General features: G+C 63.7%; 15 protein-coding genes and 1 pseudogene. 12 read left to right on the top strand and 4 right to left on the bottom strand.

The annotated features are described in order from the left end of the window. Nucleotides 1–20 precede the first annotated feature (20 nt). From N4G70_RS27585 to N4G70_RS27570, 4 genes are all read left to right on the top strand, one after another. Nucleotides 21–266 carry a hypothetical protein gene (locus N4G70_RS27585; protein WP_261715440.1) on the top strand — a complete coding sequence of 82 codons (246 nt, stop codon included), beginning with the start codon at nucleotides 21–23 and terminating at the stop codon, nucleotides 264–266. 508 nt (nucleotides 267–774) lie between these two features. Beyond that, nucleotides 775–993 carry a hypothetical protein gene (locus N4G70_RS27580; RefSeq protein WP_261715439.1) on the top strand — a complete coding sequence of 73 codons (219 nt, stop codon included), beginning with the start codon at nucleotides 775–777 and terminating at the stop codon, nucleotides 991–993. A gap of 9 nt (nucleotides 994–1002) precedes the next feature. Then, on the top strand, nucleotides 1003–1749 hold the full coding sequence (locus N4G70_RS27575; protein ID WP_261715438.1) for a GntR family transcriptional regulator: 747 nt from the start codon (nucleotides 1003–1005) through the stop codon (nucleotides 1747–1749). Next, the gene (locus N4G70_RS27570; protein WP_261715437.1) at nucleotides 1746–2132 is read left to right on the top strand and encodes a hypothetical protein; all 387 of its coding nucleotides are present in this window, start codon (nucleotides 1746–1748) and stop codon (nucleotides 2130–2132) included. Before N4G70_RS27575 ends, N4G70_RS27570 begins: the two co-directional genes overlap by 4 nt. A gap of 257 nt (nucleotides 2133–2389) precedes the next feature. Here N4G70_RS27570 and N4G70_RS27565 read toward each other — a convergent pair whose 3' ends face one another. Continuing rightward, on the bottom strand, nucleotides 2390–3310 hold the full coding sequence (locus N4G70_RS27565; protein WP_261715436.1) for an FkbM family methyltransferase: 921 nt from the start codon (nucleotides 3308–3310) through the stop codon (nucleotides 2390–2392). A 393-nt stretch (nucleotides 3311–3703) separates the two neighbouring features. Here N4G70_RS27565 and N4G70_RS37200 point away from each other — a divergent pair. The 3 genes and pseudogenes from N4G70_RS37200 to N4G70_RS27555 form a co-directional block, all read left to right on the top strand. Continuing rightward, nucleotides 3704–3901 (top strand): annotated as a pseudogene (locus N4G70_RS37200) (ParB N-terminal domain-containing protein); the annotation flags it as partial. Nucleotides 3902–4267: 366 nt separating this feature from the next. Further along, nucleotides 4268–4597 carry a hypothetical protein gene (locus N4G70_RS27560; protein WP_261715435.1) on the top strand — a complete coding sequence of 110 codons (330 nt, stop codon included), beginning with the start codon at nucleotides 4268–4270 and terminating at the stop codon, nucleotides 4595–4597. Further along, complete coding sequence (locus N4G70_RS27555; RefSeq protein WP_261715434.1) at nucleotides 4594–5448, top strand: DUF6551 family protein; 855 nt, start codon at nucleotides 4594–4596, stop codon at nucleotides 5446–5448. Before N4G70_RS27560 ends, N4G70_RS27555 begins: the two co-directional genes overlap by 4 nt. Before the next feature lie 97 nt (nucleotides 5449–5545). On the opposite strand, the gene N4G70_RS27550 is transcribed toward N4G70_RS27555, so the two are convergent. The 3 genes from N4G70_RS27550 to N4G70_RS27540 all read right to left on the bottom strand — a co-directional run bounded on the left by N4G70_RS27550 (nucleotide 5546) and on the right by N4G70_RS27540 (nucleotide 11364). Beyond that, nucleotides 5546–6769, bottom strand: coding sequence for an amidohydrolase family protein (locus N4G70_RS27550; RefSeq protein ID WP_261715433.1), 1224 nt, complete (start codon nucleotides 6767–6769; stop codon nucleotides 5546–5548). Nucleotides 6770–7391: 622 nt separating this feature from the next. Then, a complete protein-coding gene (locus N4G70_RS27545; protein WP_261715432.1) occupies nucleotides 7392–7880 on the bottom strand; it encodes a hypothetical protein in 489 nt (162 codons plus the stop codon). 10 nt (nucleotides 7881–7890) lie between these two features. Next, entirely contained in the window at nucleotides 7891–11364 is a 3474-nt protein-coding gene (locus N4G70_RS27540; RefSeq protein ID WP_261715431.1) for a hypothetical protein, read from the bottom strand. 389 nt (nucleotides 11365–11753) lie between these two features. On the opposite strand from N4G70_RS27540, the gene N4G70_RS27535 reads away from it, so the two are divergent. The 5 genes from N4G70_RS27535 to N4G70_RS27515 all read left to right on the top strand — a co-directional run bounded on the left by N4G70_RS27535 (nucleotide 11754) and on the right by N4G70_RS27515 (nucleotide 16987). Further along, nucleotides 11754–12266, top strand: a complete 513-nt coding sequence (locus tag N4G70_RS27535; RefSeq protein ID WP_261715575.1) for a hypothetical protein — start codon at nucleotides 11754–11756, stop codon at nucleotides 12264–12266. A 364-nt stretch (nucleotides 12267–12630) separates the two neighbouring features. Continuing rightward, nucleotides 12631–14163, top strand: coding sequence for a trypsin-like serine protease (locus N4G70_RS27530; protein ID WP_261715430.1), 1533 nt, complete (start codon nucleotides 12631–12633; stop codon nucleotides 14161–14163). 506 nt (nucleotides 14164–14669) lie between these two features. Further along, the gene (locus N4G70_RS27525; RefSeq protein WP_261715429.1) at nucleotides 14670–15224 is read left to right on the top strand and encodes a hypothetical protein; all 555 of its coding nucleotides are present in this window, start codon (nucleotides 14670–14672) and stop codon (nucleotides 15222–15224) included. A gap of 536 nt (nucleotides 15225–15760) precedes the next feature. Next, on the top strand, nucleotides 15761–16168 hold the full coding sequence (locus N4G70_RS27520) for a hypothetical protein (protein WP_261715428.1): 408 nt from the start codon (nucleotides 15761–15763) through the stop codon (nucleotides 16166–16168). A gap of 228 nt (nucleotides 16169–16396) precedes the next feature. Next, entirely contained in the window at nucleotides 16397–16987 is a 591-nt protein-coding gene (locus N4G70_RS27515) for a hypothetical protein (protein WP_261715427.1), read from the top strand. The last annotated feature ends 122 nt before the right edge of the window (nucleotides 16988–17109 follow it).

Genomic DNA, 17109 nt, shown 5'->3' with positions numbered 1-17109 from the left:
AGTGGCGACGGAGGAACGCCTTGTGCTCGACCGAGGCACGCGCGCACGAGCTCGTGGCGCGTCTGACGGCTGCTGGATTCACCCCGCGCCTCCAGGACCAGGCCGACCGCATCGCCATAGAGGTGGACGTGCCGGACCTGCCCTCCTCGGCGAGCTGGCATGAGCTCTTCGGGTTGCTGGGGACTGCCGACGAGTGGGGGCTCGACAGCGGCGCGAACGGGCGCACGGCACGGGCCGCATTACAGAAGAAAACCCCCGCGACGTAGAGGCGTCCGGGGGCACGGCTATCAGCTTTTGGGAGCTGCAGCGTGTTCAACCGTATCCGCAGCACTACCGCGTGGGCCAGACAGCGGCTCACCTGCGTTTTCCTTCGTGAGCGGCACCCGGTGAAGGTGCCGGTCACGGAGTTACCGGCACCTCCGGACTGGCCCGCGGTGACGCGCCGACGGTCCTGGCCCGTAGACACCATCCGCGGTGAGGAGGTGGCCCTCATCCGCCCGTACCTGCTCACCGCGGAGGAACACGCCGCTCAGCGAAGGGCGCCCAAACGCTGGATGTCGCAGGGCTGCCCGCGCCCTTACATGACGGAGGGGGCCCGATGACCAGGGAGATTCTCAGCGTCCCCACGCCCTCCCGGTCCCTCGTCTGCCACGTCGGCACGGACCCCGAGTGTCGCGAGGCGGAGCTGAAGGACATTCCCCCCGGGGTCACCTGCGAACCGTGCACCTGCTCCTGCCACCCCCACACCAAGGCCCTGCGGCAGGGGGTGGCCCTATGACGTACCGATACGGGCCGACCGTGATCCCTGTGGAGGCCACGGCTCGCACGATCCAGGTCCACGACGTCATCACGATCGGCGGCATGGCCTTCGAGGTCACGAACCTGTCCGACCTCCCTTACCGGGCAAGGCAGTTGCGTTTTGCCAGCGGCGAATCCATGACCGTGCACGCGAAGACCCGACTGCCCATCACACGCGCCGTCAGGAAGTGGTGATCACCAGCCATGGCAACCAACCGGTATGCGCACATCGCAGATGACATCCGACGTCAGATCACCACGGGGTCATTGTCCGCAGGCGACCAACTGCCCTCCGAGGCGGTACTGGCACGTCAGTACAGCGCCAGTCATGTGACCGTCCGAGAAGCCATCCAAGCCTTGGAGAACGAGGGTCTGATCCTTAGGAAGCACGGCCGGGGGAACTTCGTCCGCCACACGTTCGGCCGGATCGCGTACTTCGCCGACTACGCCTCGGCGGACACCTGGGCGGCGGACAACATCGCGGTCGACGTCAGCGTTCGAAGCGGCGAGGTCGAATCGGGCCCTCGCCTTGCCTCCCTGCTGGGCCTGCCCATGAAGACGCTGCTGACCGAATACGTCTATCTCGGTCACCACAGAGGCTCGCCCTGCACCCTCGCCCGCGTCTACGTGCCGTGCGACGTCGCGAAGCTCGATGTGCCACTGACGAGCCCGACAACGCCCTTCGGCGAAGACATCCGAGTCCGGCTCGCAGAGGTGGGAATCGAGGTGACGCGCACGGTCTCACGCGTCACGTCACGGTTGCCCGGCGCAGAGGAAGCGTGGGCGCTCCGGATCGGCACTGGCACCGCGGTTCTCACCATCGAGCGGCGCTCATGGGACGCCTCGGGCCGAGTGGTGGAGGCCGCGCTCCTGGTGCTCCCCGGCCACAGCTCAGAGGCCATCTACGAGTCCCCTGCCCCCGCGGCGCGCGGCCTGGAGGCGACGGCGTGACGACCGATCCGACTCTCGGCGTTCCCTCCCTGTCTCCGTACAGGGACGCCACTGCATCGCAGATGCGGCTTCTCCCTTGGACAAGCGTCGAAGGGAAACGGTGCTATCTCAGTCCCGGCAGCACGGACAGTGGCCTGTCCCGCCTGGCTGACGAGTTGGAGGAAGCCCAGACGAGTTCGGCGGAGGACGTACTCGCCGGCGCTCGGGCGGTGCTTGACAACCCGAGCGCCACCATCGACGAACTCCGCTTCGCCCTTACCCGTACACGCGAGGCTCTCACCGACATCCTGCTCATCGCCGAGAGCCGCGGCTATCGCGTGATGCCCCCGGAAACCGACACTGGGGACGACGGGCCACACCTTCCTGCGAGCGCGTTCGGATGACGACGGCGGAGCGGGTAGGGCCGTCTGAACAGGACAGCACCGACCACGAGCCCGCCCTGTTCTACTGCGGTTGCTGCACCGGGCACCGCACGATTTGGTGCCCGCACTGCTGTGGCTTCGAGGGGTGCTCGGTCTGCCGACACACCCGTCGCGTGCCCTGCCCGGTGTGCGCCGGCGGCGAGTGGGACCCGATCCACTGGTGAGGGGCCGAAGAGGCCTGGCTCTCGTGCAGCACCGAGGACCGGGCCCTTCGCGTGTCAGCTCAGAAACTCGGCGTCCACGCGGGAGAAGACAAGCTCGGTCTCGCCAACGATCGGCTCCCGCCACCGCTGGGGCCGGATGGGCGACCGGACGGCGCAGGGGTAGCTTCCTGCCGAGTAGTCATTCACGAGCCGATAGGCATTGAAGCCGTGCTTCCGCATGATCCCCATCAACTCATCGACAGAGTCGCCGAGTTGCTCCATGCGGTCGGGCGTCACCTCCACAGCGATCTCGACGTCCGGGCGTAGCTCATCGAGCACGGGGGCCAGGCCCCGGACGGCCCCGCCCTCCGCACCCTCGACATCGATCTTGATCACGCGTGCCTTCGCGATCTCGTCCGCCCGCAGGACCTCTGACAAGGGGAGCGCCGCCATCTCGAAAGTGGACTCTGCCGGCCCGTCGTACGGGACGATCGAGTTGGCGCCCATGTTTTTCGAGCTGGCGAGGACGAAGGTCAGCGTCTTCCGACTGTCGGCCACGGCGACGTTGACCGCTCGGACGTTGCGGCACCCGTTGAGATCGACGTGCTGGAGCACACGGCGATGGAACTCGGGCGAGGCCTCGATGGCTACGACACGTCCGCTGTCGCCCACCGCGCGGGAGGCAAGGATGGAGAAGGCGCCGATGTTGGCCCCGACGTCAACGAAGACGTCGCCAGCCTGCAAGCGCGCCTGCAACCAATGCGTCATGTGGGGCTCCCACACCCCGAAAAGGTAGAGGTAGCGCTGAATCAGATCCTGGGTGTCGACAGCGAACCTGACTCCGGATCGGGCCTCGACCACGCGTCGCCGCGGATGGTCACGGAGGTAGGGATTCAAAAGACGCTCGGCCATAGCCGCCTTGCCAAGGCTGCCCGGCGCATCGCGCACGTACCTGCGGCCAAGCGTGACCAGCGCGTCTGAGAGAGGGGTAGCCATGTGTCCGCCTTCCGTGGAGCCCGGGACACCGTAACCCTCGGCGCGAGCACGGGACATACCTCACTAGGAAGGAGCCGTGTGAGCGCCCCGGAAGGCCTCTCATCTGGGCACTCCAAAGATCGTCTACAGGGGCAGGCGCGGCCCACGTTTCCCCTATGGCGTCCTACAGCCACCGCCTAGACGCCAAGATTCACGTAGGCGCGAAATACACATTGAGCAACAAGTAATCACAGATTACTGGTCAGACTTTCCAGGATTGGTCATATCGCTTTTGAGGCCACAGAGACCGCACTACGCCCAGGGAGTGATCAGGTACACCACAGCTTGCAAATCGCGTACCTCATTATCTAGGTTCACGCTGGAAACAAGAGACGCCTCGAAGGCTGGAGAAGCGTGGCCGATTTTAAGACAATTCCACTCGATCATATCAACGTCGACTTCCCGGTCCGCCACGCCATCCCTTCGCTGGACGGTCTGAAGGCCTCGGTCAAGCGGGTCGGAATTCGCACCCCCCTTCTCGTGAACCCCGCGAGTATGGAGCTCGTGAGTGGGTACCGCCGATATCGGGCATGTGTTGAATTGCGACGGGCTACCGTTCGCGTCGCATTTCCGGCCGATGTAGTAGACGCCTGCACTGTGCTTGGAGACCATGTCACAGCTTCGGAGGAGCAGTTGTGCGCGGTCCCCATGGCTCCTAGAGACCGAGTAAATCTCGCCATAAGGCTGAATGAATTCCCAAAACCCGCAGACGTCCCCAAGAGATCTTTCTCATGTTCGGCGCATACCGCACTAGCAGTTGACCTAACTCCAAAATCACTGCGCCGCGTAGTCCGCATGATCGACGCATGCCAAGAGGGGCAACTCGAGTGCGACGAAAAATGCTACTCGGCTCGCAAAACTCTCACAGTAATGCTTTCCGCAGTCGACCTATCTCCGAATAGCGTGGACGCCGAACGAATGATCGACCGCATCTACGCCAAGTTTCGCCGCGGCCAAACCCCTGAAACTCTTTCAGAGTTCGAAGAAGGAATGACCAATAAGGAAGGAAGTGGTCAACTGGAAATCGCCACCGCCATCACCAAGGTAGCAGCACAAAGATTCCGAAAGCGAACAATCGCCGATTTCAGGATGGGAATTGATCAAGTCACAGGCGGAATCTCGGGGCTAGTAAGTTTCGGCCTACCTGATGACATCCCTGCCGGTAGTCGAGACTACGCCATGAAGGAAATCAAAAGGGGCCGTCAAGACTTGTACGTGCTCCTTAAACAACTCCAGGAGATGCAGTGACAACCGTAGAAGTTCACCAGACCGCAGAAATCGAACTCGTCGCGCCGAATGAGGTTGGCACCGACGACCGGGTGAATACTCGCCCGGCGGATCGAGTGTGGGTCACCCGCAAGTGCAGGGAGGGGTATGACGAGAGGCGGGTGGGCGTTCCAACTGTTTCCGCCAGAACTGACGGATCGTTCGTTTGGCTTGATGGACAAAATCGGGGCGAGCTCTGCAAGGCAGCGGGACACGGAGACACCAAAATCCGGATGAAGGTGTTTCGCGGACTGACACTGGCCGAAGAGGCGGAACTCTTCCTGGGGCTCAACGACAACCGACGAGTAGCGACGATTTACAAGTTCCTTGCCGAGGTGACAGCTCGTCGCCCTGAGGCGCTGGAAATCACACGGATCGCCAAGCAGTACGGATGGAAGGTGTCGGACTCGGGCCCCTGTAGCATCGCTGCGGTATCTGCGCTTAGTTCCATCTACCGCTCTTCTCGACGCCCTGGAGACACGCTACAAACGGTCATTGCAGTGGTGACGAAAGCTTGGGGGAACGAGCCAGCAGCGGTCAACGCGCACGTCTTGCTCGGACTCGCGTCCTTCCTGGGCGACTGCCCTCACATCAACATCGATTCGCTGACCAAGAAGCTCTCGAATTTCGATGGAGGCCCTTCAAGCGTTCTTGGTAAAGGACGAGGGATGCGAACCTCGACAGGCTGCACCGTGACCCAGGGAGTTGACACAGTGATGCGAATGGCCTATAACACCAGTCGCCGTTCCGGGAAGGTCCCCACCATGTGGGGCGTGCCACAGCAAGCCTCATCAGCACAAAAGAACCAAAAGCAGCTTAGTATGAGTCTCTGAGTCCTGCATGTTAAAGGGCGCTTCATCAGATGGATGGAGCGCCCTTTGACGCGTACCTACCTCGCGTTTCCATTTCTGCGCAGTAAGCTCCCTCGAGTTAAACGCGGCCTCCGTCAAGCGGGAGGCCCAACATTCGGATGGCGTTGCCGCGCAGCAATTTGTACGCAACGTCATCTGTGAGACCTGCCATGTGCTCTGTGGCCACCTGCTTCGTGTTGGGCCACGTCGAGTCGACATGCGGGTAATCGGTCTCGAAGGTTGCATTGTTCACGCCGACGGTCTCGATGGCTTCGATTCCGTGCTTGTCACGGAAGAAGCAGCAAAAAATCTGCCGGTAGTAGTACGAGGACGGCGGCTCCGGGATCAAATCCTTGACCCCACCCCAAGCTCGGTGCTCTTCCCAGACGTCGTCGGCCCGTTCCAAGGCGTACGGGATCCACCCCATCTGCCCTTCGCTGTATGCGAGTTTGAGGCGGGGGAACTTGACCAGGACCCCCGAGAAGAGGAAGTCCATCATCGACGCCATGGCGTTGTTGAAGCTGAGCGCGGCCTGGACAGCGGGCGGAGCGTCGGGCGAAGCCGCAGGCATCTGCGAGGACGAACCGATATGCATGTTCACGACGGTCCCGGTCTCCTCGCACGCCGCGAAGAAGGGATCCCAGTACCCGGAGTGGATGGATGGCAGGCCCAGGTACGTCGGGATCTCGGAGAACGTCACCGCGCGCACGCCGCGAGCAGCGTTTCGCTTGATCTCCGTAACCGCAAGGTCGACGTCCCACAGGGGAATGAGGCACAGCGGGATCAGCCGACCACCGCTGTCTCCACACCATTCCTCGACCATCCAGTCGTTGTAGGCCCGGACACAGGCGAGCGCGACCTCCTTGTCCTGAGCCTCGGCGAAGGTCTGCCCGCAGAAGCGCGGGAAGGTTGGGAAGCAAAGGGATGCCTCGACATGGTTGAGGTCCATGTCCGCCAAGCGGGCTTTGGGATCCCAGCACCCGCGGCGCATCTCTTCACGCGTGATGCCGTCGAGCGTCATCTCGTCGCGGGAGAAGCCGACGGCCGCGATGATCCGCTTGTACGGGAAGATGCTGCCCTCGTACTCCCACCAGTCCGTGACCTGCCCCTTGGGGTCGGTGGTGAACTTGTACTTCCCGCCGATGTACGCCAGCTCCCCGATGCCGGCCGTGAAGGGTTTCGGCCCCCGGTCCCGGTACTTGATCGGCAGCCAGGTCTCGAAGAGGTGCGCCGGTTCGATCACGTGGTCGTCAACGCTGATGATCCGGGGAAGATCGACGCTCTCACTGTCCGTGCTGACCATGCCACTTTCCCCCAACTGCCTGTCGGCTCAGCCGACCTAGATCTGACGGTCCATCAGATCCAGCGTATGGCGCGCACCAGCTGACGACAAGCGGCCCAACCCGATCAGCCCCCTTGTGCAGTCAAGGAACATCCGCTGAGCAGGCGTTCCGTCAGGTCTGATCACGGAGGCATGCCGTGCAAATGATGTGGTTCAGCGGGCCCGGGTGGTTCGTCATGCTCCCGATCAGGCTCGGCAGACAGGGAGCGCGCAAGCGGTTCGGCTCTCAAGCCGTGCCGCCGGACTCCGCGTGGGTCTCCTTGATCCGTCCGGTCAGCTCGACATTGCGGCACCGCCGTTCGCACTCGGCTCGTTCCCCACACGTGCCAGCGGTAGTGGGTGGGAGGTGGTGGAGAGTTCCCGAGGTACGCACTCGACGCCCAGAGCATAAGCCAGCCCCAGGATCGCCATGATGTCCTAGACCGAAGTCACCGGATCGGCACCCGCTTCAGCACGATGCCCACACGCTTTAAAGGCGAGAAACACTAAAGGCCCGACACGGTAAACCGGCGGGCCTTCAGAGTAGAGCGATCTTACAGAATTGCGAATTGCCCTCTACGACAACGGCGACCCGTCAAGCGTGTCAAAGGCAGGCGGTGATTTGAACCAGGCTACCGGCGCTCGAGACCCCAACTGTTACGCCTTCGCAGCGTACGTGTCGGGCGGGGGCTTCGTCAGAGAACGTCACCCCAATTATATCTGGGTCTTGAATAAACCCAAGATTCTCGACGGTCTCCGCGATGGACTTGTGCGGCTCCGCGCTGTCCGGGGTTTCAACCCATCCCCAAGGGGAACGATCAATGACTGGAGCCTGACCTTGTACTTGCAAGACAGGAAGTGCCGAATGCCTGTTCTCGACCTGTGGGGGCGGGATGATGACGATTAGCTGGGTCAGCATCCCGTTCAGCGGGTCGATTTTCAGTTCGACTTCTCCGCCGTTGACTCCAGAGATTCTGAGATACAGCGGCCTCCCAGATGAGCGAGGTTCCCATGTGACACTCATCGGGATCCACTCATCTCTTTCCAGGAACGCTCCCGCACATTCCTGCGCACCCACAACCGCGATGGACATCGCCTGCCTCCTATCCTCCCGTATACAGCGCGTGGACGAGGGCAGGCAGCTGCCCCGGGCTCCTCGGCGCCCCGAATTTTAGCTCCCAGCCGCCGACTATGATCAGCTTGTCGAAGGGTATGCCGCCGACTCCTGCCCCGTGCACTGCAGATTGCAAACTCTTGAGCTGCGCCTGAGTGGCCAGATCAACTTGGGCTTTCGTCGCGCCACGCTGAACCATACCCTGGAGGTACTCAGCGATATGTTCCGTCGCATTACCGTGGACCCAGACCTCGGTTTCACCTGCTGCCAGAGTAAACGACTTAGGGAGTTTCGACCCGCTATAGACAGGCTGTGTTGCCTTGATCCCGTCCCATACTGTTTCGCTCCCAGCTTTAGCCGCTTTGCCGATCCGTGTGCCCTCGGCAAGGAGTTCGACTCCCTCCACGAGCCCCTTGGCTTTACTTCCCGGTAGCGGAAGCACCATCATGAGAGCTATCGAGCACTGAGTAAGGGCAGGATCCTTGATGCAGGCCTTTACGTCATTCAGGCCTGTAACGGCCCAGACGAACTCCGTCAGCCTTTCGTCAGGTTCCCACGTCTTCAGTTCGATGTTGGCTGGGTCGTATGCGCAGATCGGCAGGCTGTCCCGGTTTATGGGCACGTAGCAAGCCTTCTTGGGCTTCTGCTCTTGTTGTTTTTTACGCCAATCCTCAGCCTCCTTCCTCAGGTCGGCTTCTTCAGCCTCCCGCTTCTTCAGGACATCGTTCCACGCCTGTGAAGCAAACTCCTTCGCCTCTTGGGCGCTTGCTCCCGCAGCCAGCTTGGAGTTTTCGGCTTCCTTGGAGTAGAGGTTGGCTTGGGCGGCCGAGTCACGGGCGTACGTGGCGGAGAATTCAGCCTGCTCTGCCGATTCGGTGGCACTCTCAGCGGCCTGGTCGGCGCGATCCGCAGCGCTGCGAGCGGTGGTCGCTGATTTCATAGCCTGGGTGGCAGACTTCTCGGCCTGAACGGCGGACTTGTTGGCCGCTGCGGAGTATCCCTGGGCCTTGTCAGCACTATCCTGCGCTGACTTCGCAGCGTCCTGGGCTTCCTTGGCAGCGTTGTTGGCTGTAGCGGCGGCCTTAGCAGCGAGCCAGCGGTTCTTCTGGGCCTCCGCCGCGACTCCATCGGCTTGGTTGATCAGATATTCGACCTGGGCGATGTGGGTGCTCGCGAGCTGGTCCTTGCGATCCGCCATGTATTGGCCGACCTGGATGAATGTGTGAAGTTGGTCGGCGGAGCCTGCGAGGGCGATGGTGGCGGCGGCCTTGACTTCCGGACCGCCGTCGTTGACCAGGCTGGCAGCAAGGACTCTCTCGTCGATGTTTCGCGCCTTGTACTGGCCGTTGTTGACGAAGGCGATCAGTGCCTTGGTGTCGGTGCTCTTGAGGGCGGCCGTAGCAGCTTCCTTCACACCTGGTCCACCGTCGTTGTAGATCTGGGCTACGAGGACGCGGTAGTCGATTCGCCCGACGGTGTACTGGCCGGTGGTGTAGAAGTCGCTGATCTGCTGGTTGGTTCCCTTGAGCGCGTCTTGGGCAGCGGTGCGCACCGATTCGAACGGGTTCTGGGTGGACAGGTCCACGACCCGCTGGCGGACTTCGTCCTGTACGCCCTTCTTCCAGCCGGTGAGCAGGTAGTCGAGGACATCCTGGTCGGTGCCGGCCAGTGCCTGTGCGGCAGCTTCCTGCTCCCAGGAGCCGCGGGACTTCATGGCTCGCATGGCGAGGTCACGGCCCTTGGTCGCGAGCGTGCTCTTGTCCGGGTTCGGCTTGACGGCCTCTGCGGCAAGAGAGGCGGCGGTTTCGTCCAGCTCCCGTGCATCGACCACGGCGGCCGCCGTGGCAGAGGTGAACTGTTCGACCTGGGCCTTGTGCGTCTTGGCGCGTTCGATGGCGGCGTTAGTGCGAGTGGCGAGGTCTTCCGTCTCGCTGTCCCGGGCGACCGCATAGACCTTCTTGGCATTAGCAACGGCCGCAGTGGCTTGCTTAGCAGCTTCCTCAGCCGCGTGGGCCTGCTTGGTGGCCTCCGTAGCTGCACCGGCGGCTTCGCCCGCATGCTTCGCTGCGTCTTCGGCGGCTGCCGCCGCCTTATCCGCGTAGTCGGCAGCCTTGTTGGCCGCATTGCGAGACTCGTCGGCGGCCTCGGCGGCCCTGCCCGCCAGTGTGGCTGCGGCATCGGCGGCGCGGTTGGCCTCTCGAGCATGGCGGCGCGCCTCATCAGCGGCAGCCTGGGCCTCACCGGAGTGCACACCGGCCGCATTCGCGGCCCGATTAGCCGCCTCTGCGGAGTTAGCTGCGTCGAGGGCGTTGTCAGACGCACTCTTCGCCGCAAGGGCTGCCTTCTGAGAGGCACGGGAGGCATCGCCGGCGCGCTGTGCAATAAGAGTTGAGGTGCGTACGAGGGCGGCGGCCGTCCGGGCGTTCTTCGCCGCATCCCGGGCCTCGGCAGCCTTGCTGGCGTCTTGGCTGGCCGCAAGGGCGGAGCTGTAGGCCTTTGCCGCCGCGCCGGCGGCGGCGTTCGCGGCACTGGCGGTTTGCAAGGCAGCTAGGGCAGCAACCCGGGCGGCGCGCTGGGCAGCATTGGCCGAGCCGATTGCCTCCTGGGCAGCCGCAGCGGCGGCCCGAGCGGCGCCGGCAGCCTCCAAGGCCTTGCCTGCGGCAATTTTGGATTCCTTTTGGGCTGCTACGGTCTGTTCGGCTGCGGTCTGCGCGTCCTCCTTAGCCTTAGCCGAAGCCTTGACTGCCTTGAGGGAGGCGTCCTCGGCTCTCTTGGTTGCTTCCTCCGCCTGCTGGCCAGCCTTGGCCGCCTGCTCGTTGAGCTGGGCGATAGTGGCGTGTTCCTGGTCACGGTTGCGGGCAACGAACTGGCCGACCTCGACGAACTCGGCGATGTCGGTCGGGCTCCCCTTGAGAGCGAGTTGGCCGGCGGCCTTTACGTTCGGGCCGCCGTCATTGATGATCTGTGCGACCAGTACCCGGTCGTCCGTCTCGCGCGCCTTGTACTGACCGACTTCGAGGAAGTTCTTGACGTCTTCGGGCGTGCCCTTCAGGGCTACGGTGCCTGCGTCCTTGACGCCATTCCCACCGAAGTTGACGACCGTCGCAGCTTCGACGCGCTGGTCCTGCCGAAGCGGAGCCTGCCAGCCGTCCCTGATGAAAGCGTGCACCTCGTCGGTGGATCCCTTGAGCGCCTTTTGCGCGGCATCTCGTACTGCAGGGCCGCCAGCGTTATAGATGCTGGCAACGTCAACGCGGTCATCCAGGTTCTGGATGCGCTCCCTGTCGGCGAGGAACGCCCTGACGTCGCCGTCGCTGCCCAGCAGCGCCTGTTCGGCCGCCTCCTTGACTCCCGGACCGCCGGTCTTCCACAGCTCGACGGCGAATGCCCGGTCTGACGGCCGGTACAAGTCGTCATTCGCATCGGCCCAAGCAGGCGTGGCGGTCAGAAGTCCGGTGAGCAATGTGGAGGGAAGCAGCGCAGCGCATGCCCAGCGCAACCCCGCACCCCCCCTGCGGCCCCTCCGTCTGTCTATGGGCTGGGGTGCTCGTGCAGAGCTCGATCCCCTTTTCATGCCGTGCATTCCCTCCTAGTCCAACGCCCTAACAGCCGTGGAGGGCCCGCGAGTTCTAGCCGTCCGTCGACTTGTCCGTTTCGTCGGAATGGAGGCGAATCGGCGGGTTCGAAGCAGGATAGGTGAGAGCTTCCTCGGGGGCGCTCAATCCACAGCCACCCAAGTCCCGTGGGGCTCTTGGGGGCGAATTTAACTTGATCTTACATGTGCTTTACTGATGTGAATCCTTGGGGTGGGAACTGTGCTCACCCCTGCCTTCTAGGAAGGAAGTTGTGAAGATGTTCCGTGCTCACAGGGCACTTCTTGTCAGCCTGATCGGCGCGGCCGCAGGTTCAGCCGTAATCGCGGCCTTCACAGTGGCGCAAGCCGCCCCGCAGGGGCCGACACCTGCCGCGACAGCCACCGCCTCATCGACCGAAATGCCCTCGGCTGTTGAGGACTTCACATATCCCGGAGCCGCGAGGATCCTTCAGGACCAGAAGATCATCCTTAAGCGTGGCGATGGTCACATCATGCTGGCCGACTGCAAGGCCAGTCAGGACATCGTGGTGGAAACGCGCACCGGTCAGGAGCAGTACTGCTTCTCGGTCAGCGGTAAGCAGGGCTACCTCACCCTGGAGCTTCCGAACTCCTTCGGGATTTGGCCTAACGAGCACCCCGTTCAGGCCAAGATCACAACCGACGGCAAAGAGACCGTCATCAATGCTCCCCAGGGCCCGCTCAAGACCTTCGGCGAAGCGGGCGACACCAAGAAGAAGTCCGTACTCGTTGAGCTCCGCGTCACCGGCTGACCCGCCCGACGCCCTCAGCCGAGTCACACCGAACCATGGTGTAGCAGCGTCTCGGCAGCCGCCTCCAGCGGGGGGCGCTTCTCGCCCTAGCCCGCGCTCATAGGCACACCAGTACCACGGCCGCACGTGACATAGGCGAGCGCTTCGCCCTCTGTCGCACGCTGCGCCGTAACCTCCGCGCAGCCTGCTGCCCCGTTGTGCTATCTGTCCTCCAGGTACCGGCATCACTCGGTACTCGAGGTGCACGCTCCGGCAGTCGCCACACGGGAGAACCCGCTCCGGGCTGCGGTCGATCACAGCCCAAGGAAGCCTGCACAGGTAACTACCCGGGCACTGTCACCTCCGTATCACTCAAAGGATTTTCATGTCTGCCAGAAGCGCACGTACCGCCTGGATATCGGCTGCCACAGCCGTCGTCGCAGCCACAGGAATCGCCGCCGCCCCCTCCGCTGGAGCGACCGTCGGTACTGACGCCACCAGTGACAGCTACGCTTTCACCGCCAAGCTCAACATCGGTGACGGCGCAGCCTGTTCCGGTGCACTGGTGGATCCGCAGTGGGTGTTGACCGCGGCCAGTTGCTTCCCTGCGGCCGACAAGCCCGCCGTGGCAACGACTGTCACTGTGGGCCGCACCGATCTCGCCACTACCGGCGGAACCGTGACCACGGTGATCCAGATCGTTCCGCATCCCGACCGCGACATAGCCATGGTCAAGCTGGCCAAGCCCGTAACTGGCATCGCCCCGGTCAAGGTCGCCACCACCGCCCCCGCTGTTTCGGACAAGCTGACCGCCACCGGGTATGGCCGGACCAAAACGGAGTGGGTGCCGAGCAAGCTGCACGCCTCCACGTTCACCCTCGCCTCGTTTGAGGACAAGTCTGTTGGCCTGAACGGATCCGCCGACGCGGTGATCTGTCAGGGAGATGCCGGCGGACCCGCGCTGCGCGACAACAACGGCACCCCCGAACTCGTTGCCGTCAACTCTCGTTCATGGCAAGGCGGCTGTCTGGGGACCGACCCCGCCGAAACCCGCACCAGCGCTGTCAACACCCGCCTCGACAACACCAACGGGTGGGTCCAGCAAATACGCCTGGCCACGATCGTCCCCAACGTAACGGCCTTGATGACGTCGGGTGACTTCAACGGCGACGGCATCACTGACGTCGCCGCCACGCTCAAGGACGGCAACCTGCACGCCTTCTACGGGCGCAAGGACGGCACCTTCGAATACGGCCGCCCGTTGTGGAACACCGACGGCACCTGGGGCAAGTCCGTCACCAAGATGGTCGGCGGCGACTTCAACGGCGACGGCATCACCGACATAGCCGCCGTCTGGGCCAATGGTCCCCTGCGCCTGTACCTCGGCACGGCCAACGGTCCCCTCACCTCCAGCAAGCCCATGTGGCTCGATGAGACGACCGACTGGAACCCGATGCTCCAGCTCACACGTTTCAAGGCAGACGCCTCCGGCCGCGACGGCCTGCTCGCCGTCTGGAACTCCGGCCCCAAGGGCGCCCTGTACGCCTACACCACCGCTGCCGACGGCAAGCTCACCGGCCAGAAGCGCAACATGTGGCGCGACAACACCTGGCAGTACACCCAGAAGGTGGTGTCCGGAGACTTCAACAACGACGGTTTCGACGACGTCGTCGCCCTCTCCGACACCGGCGCCCTCGTCCGCTACGGCAACGCCCAGGGCAGCCTCGAAAACGGCGTCTCCATGTGGCCGGACAACGGCTGGAACGGCATGCCCGTCGTGCTGGCCGGCGACTTCGACGGCGACGGCAACACCGACATGGGCGGCCTCTGGAACAACCAGCAACGCTTCAACTTCTACAAGGGCAACGGCAAGGGCTCCATCACCACCGGCACCAACGCCTGGCCCAACAACCTCTAGCAAGCCGCAGCCCTTTCGATCTTGAATCGCGTCGGTCGAACGCAGGTTTCGATTGGGTGGCTACGGCCGGTGCTGGGTACGGGAACTGGCCTCTTGGTAGCTGCGAGGGTTTATAAGCCAACTCTCCTACCGTGAGGCCCTGTTGTCGCAGTTGTATGCCTCGGCCACGGTCCACCAGCATCGCAATTAACTGCTCCTCCCGTCGCCACTCGACGGCGCCTGAACCGGCTACTCAGCGGCTCGTGCTCAATGAGCGGTTAGGCCATCGTTGCCTCTCCTCAATCATCAGGTCCACCGTGGGTTAGACACCCTTGAAGCGGAAGCCGATATAGAGGATGCCGCGCACAGACGGCTGAAACAGGGGTGTCACACCCGTCACAGCGTCACGCGCCCCGTCGTACGGCGCGTTCCGGCCGTGACGAGCCGTGACACCCCCTGTTTCAGCAACGCCCCCACACCTAAAATCCTCTAGACGTCTTTAGGAGCGGGCTTCACCTGGGGGAACCGTGGGAACCGGCGAGCAGATCGTCACAGTCGCCGCTGTGCTGTTGGGCGCGCTGACGACTCACGCGACCAACTACCTCATGGAGCGGAGCCGCATGAGGCACCAGCTCATCACTCGGTGGGACGGCAAGAAGCTCGATGCGTACGAGGGCTATGTCGACGCGGTGCGAACGTGCATCTTCGCTGCGGTCCACCTCTACGAGACCAAGGAAGGACTCCGCGAGCGAGTACAGGAAGACGCGGAGATCCAGGCGCACATGGGGGAGGTGGGGCGTCTTCGCGGCCGGGCCTTCGAGCGCGTCATGCTGCTCGGTGGTGACGATGTCGTCGAGGCCGCTCATGAGCTCAACGCGTTCGCATTGAGCGTTGACTGGCAGGCCACCGGCAAGGTGCACGGCACCTTGGAGGAGTGGCGGGAGCGCAACCGTGCCGTCTTCCGTTCGATCAACGCGTTCCACGAGGCCGCGCGTGCGGATCTCGGCGTAACAGGCAGCGTCAGCGGTGAACAGCACCCGGAGCGCGACCTTCTGCTCCCGCCTCCACGCGCCGACGCATGATGTCCTGTGGCAGCGAACCTTGAGCGCGTGCCCTCGAAGGTTGATCGGCTTCACGCGTCGCAGATAATGCCGACATGGACCAGGGGTGGGCTGCGGTCGCGGGCGCTGGTGTTGGTGTCTTTGGGGCTGTGATCTCGGGGTTGGTTTCTGCCGCCGCGCTCCGGCGGCAGTCGCAAGACCAGCTAGCCGGTAGTCGTGCACAGTGGCGCCGTCAGCTGCGCCGAGACGCCTACGTGGCGTTCATCGGCGCGGTTCACCATTTCCAGGCTCAGGCACGGTCCGTTTCGCCATCCCTTGGCGGGTGTGAGCGGTCGCGTAATTCCCCACGACCTTCATGATCAGCGTCGCGTAATTCCCCACCTAGGCTGCGGTCGTACCGGGCCGCCCGACGACTGAGTGTGCGGCTGATCCGGTCGGTCAAGGGCGCCTACGGCGGCGCTCCGCGCTGGCCTTGCGGCCACCCTGGACAGCCCTGACCAGCCTGAACGACGGTCTGGCTATCGGGCGGCCCGGGACCCTGCGGCACCCTGGGGATCTTGACGCACGGTCGCCGTCCCCAGGGCCACGACGACCGCAACACCGGCGTCCCCCTGGCCCATTACGGGACGTTCAGGATGGGGAATTACGCGACCGTCCACAGCGGGAACCAAGCGGAACCGGTCCAGCGCGCGGTTGCGGGTCTCCGGTCTGCCGAGGAGGTGCTTCTAGAGCAAGCCCGGATCGTTGATCTGGAAGCGCCTGACCAGGTCGTCGAAGCCGTAACCACCCTGCTCGCGACCGCCAAACAAATCGTCGTGGACACCAGCATCTGGCTGGAGCTGGCTGAGCGTGGAGACTCCGCTGTAGGGGCCTACCACAGGCGGTTTGCTGAGGACCGAGAGGTTCTCAGCCAGCATGTAGACCTACTCCGGGACAAGATCCGTCAAGATCTCCAGGGCCAGTGAAAACCCCTCATCGCCGATCAACCTTCGGTGGCACGCGCTCAAGGTTCGCTGTCACAGGCCACATGACGTGACGCCAGACCGATTGCCACGCGGCCGCACCAGCCTCCACGTACCGCTGGTCTGTTGATGCCCGACATGCCACCCTGCCCGGCATCGTTCGCTTTTCGGGGTGATCTGCCGGCGGAGAGCGTCACGCGCACTGTCGTCCTGGTCGACGAGGAGAAGGCAATGAGCGAGCAGAATCACGGCCAAGCAGCGGGTACGTCCTCCGGAGCGGCTGAGCACCAGGAGTCTGAGGACGTCTTCAGGGCAAGTCACCTGGCGCGCGCTCAAAGCGCCGCCTCACGCGCCGCCGCCGTCTTGCGCCATGTCGAAGGGCTTGGCGCCGACGAGAAGCACCTAGACGAGGCTGCATGGGCCGAGATCCTTTTCAAGGCCAAGCACGCTGCCCGCGTAGCCGCGCAAGCCATCGCCGTTCTCTGCGAAAGCCAGCCCAATCCCGCAGCAGACTCCCGCTGTGCGAGGAACGCTGCCGCTGCCGCGTCTCAGGCTGCTCAGATGGGTCAGCTCTGCGACGACGGCAGCGAGCTTGCCGCAGCAGCGTCCCGAGCCGCCGTCAAAGCGGCCCAAGCCGCCGGGGCCGCTGCGGTCGCGGGAGCCCAGGGTGAGAACGAGACGTTGAACGCGGAGGCGGACGCAGCCGAGAGGGCCGCCGTCGCAGCCGCCGAGGCCATCGGCTGGATACGTCCGGGGGAGCGGATTCAATTGGTCTCGACAGGCACCAGGAGCGCCGACGTGATGGCGATGATGCACTTCTGACGGTTCCCCGTCGCGACGCCCACTTCCCTGGCAGTCGCGGGAAGAGGCGGCTCCCGGAAGACCGGTCTGCTCTGCTTCTCGGTTGTCCCCGGTGAGGGTCGTCCGCGGCCGCCCGACGCACA

The organism is Streptomyces sp. ASQP_92 (assembly GCF_025399895.1).
Taxonomy (GTDB): Bacteria; Actinomycetota; Actinomycetes; order Streptomycetales; family Streptomycetaceae; genus Streptomyces.
Note: the sequence above shows the minus strand (reverse complement) of the source record. Positions and strands in the feature narration are given on the sequence as shown.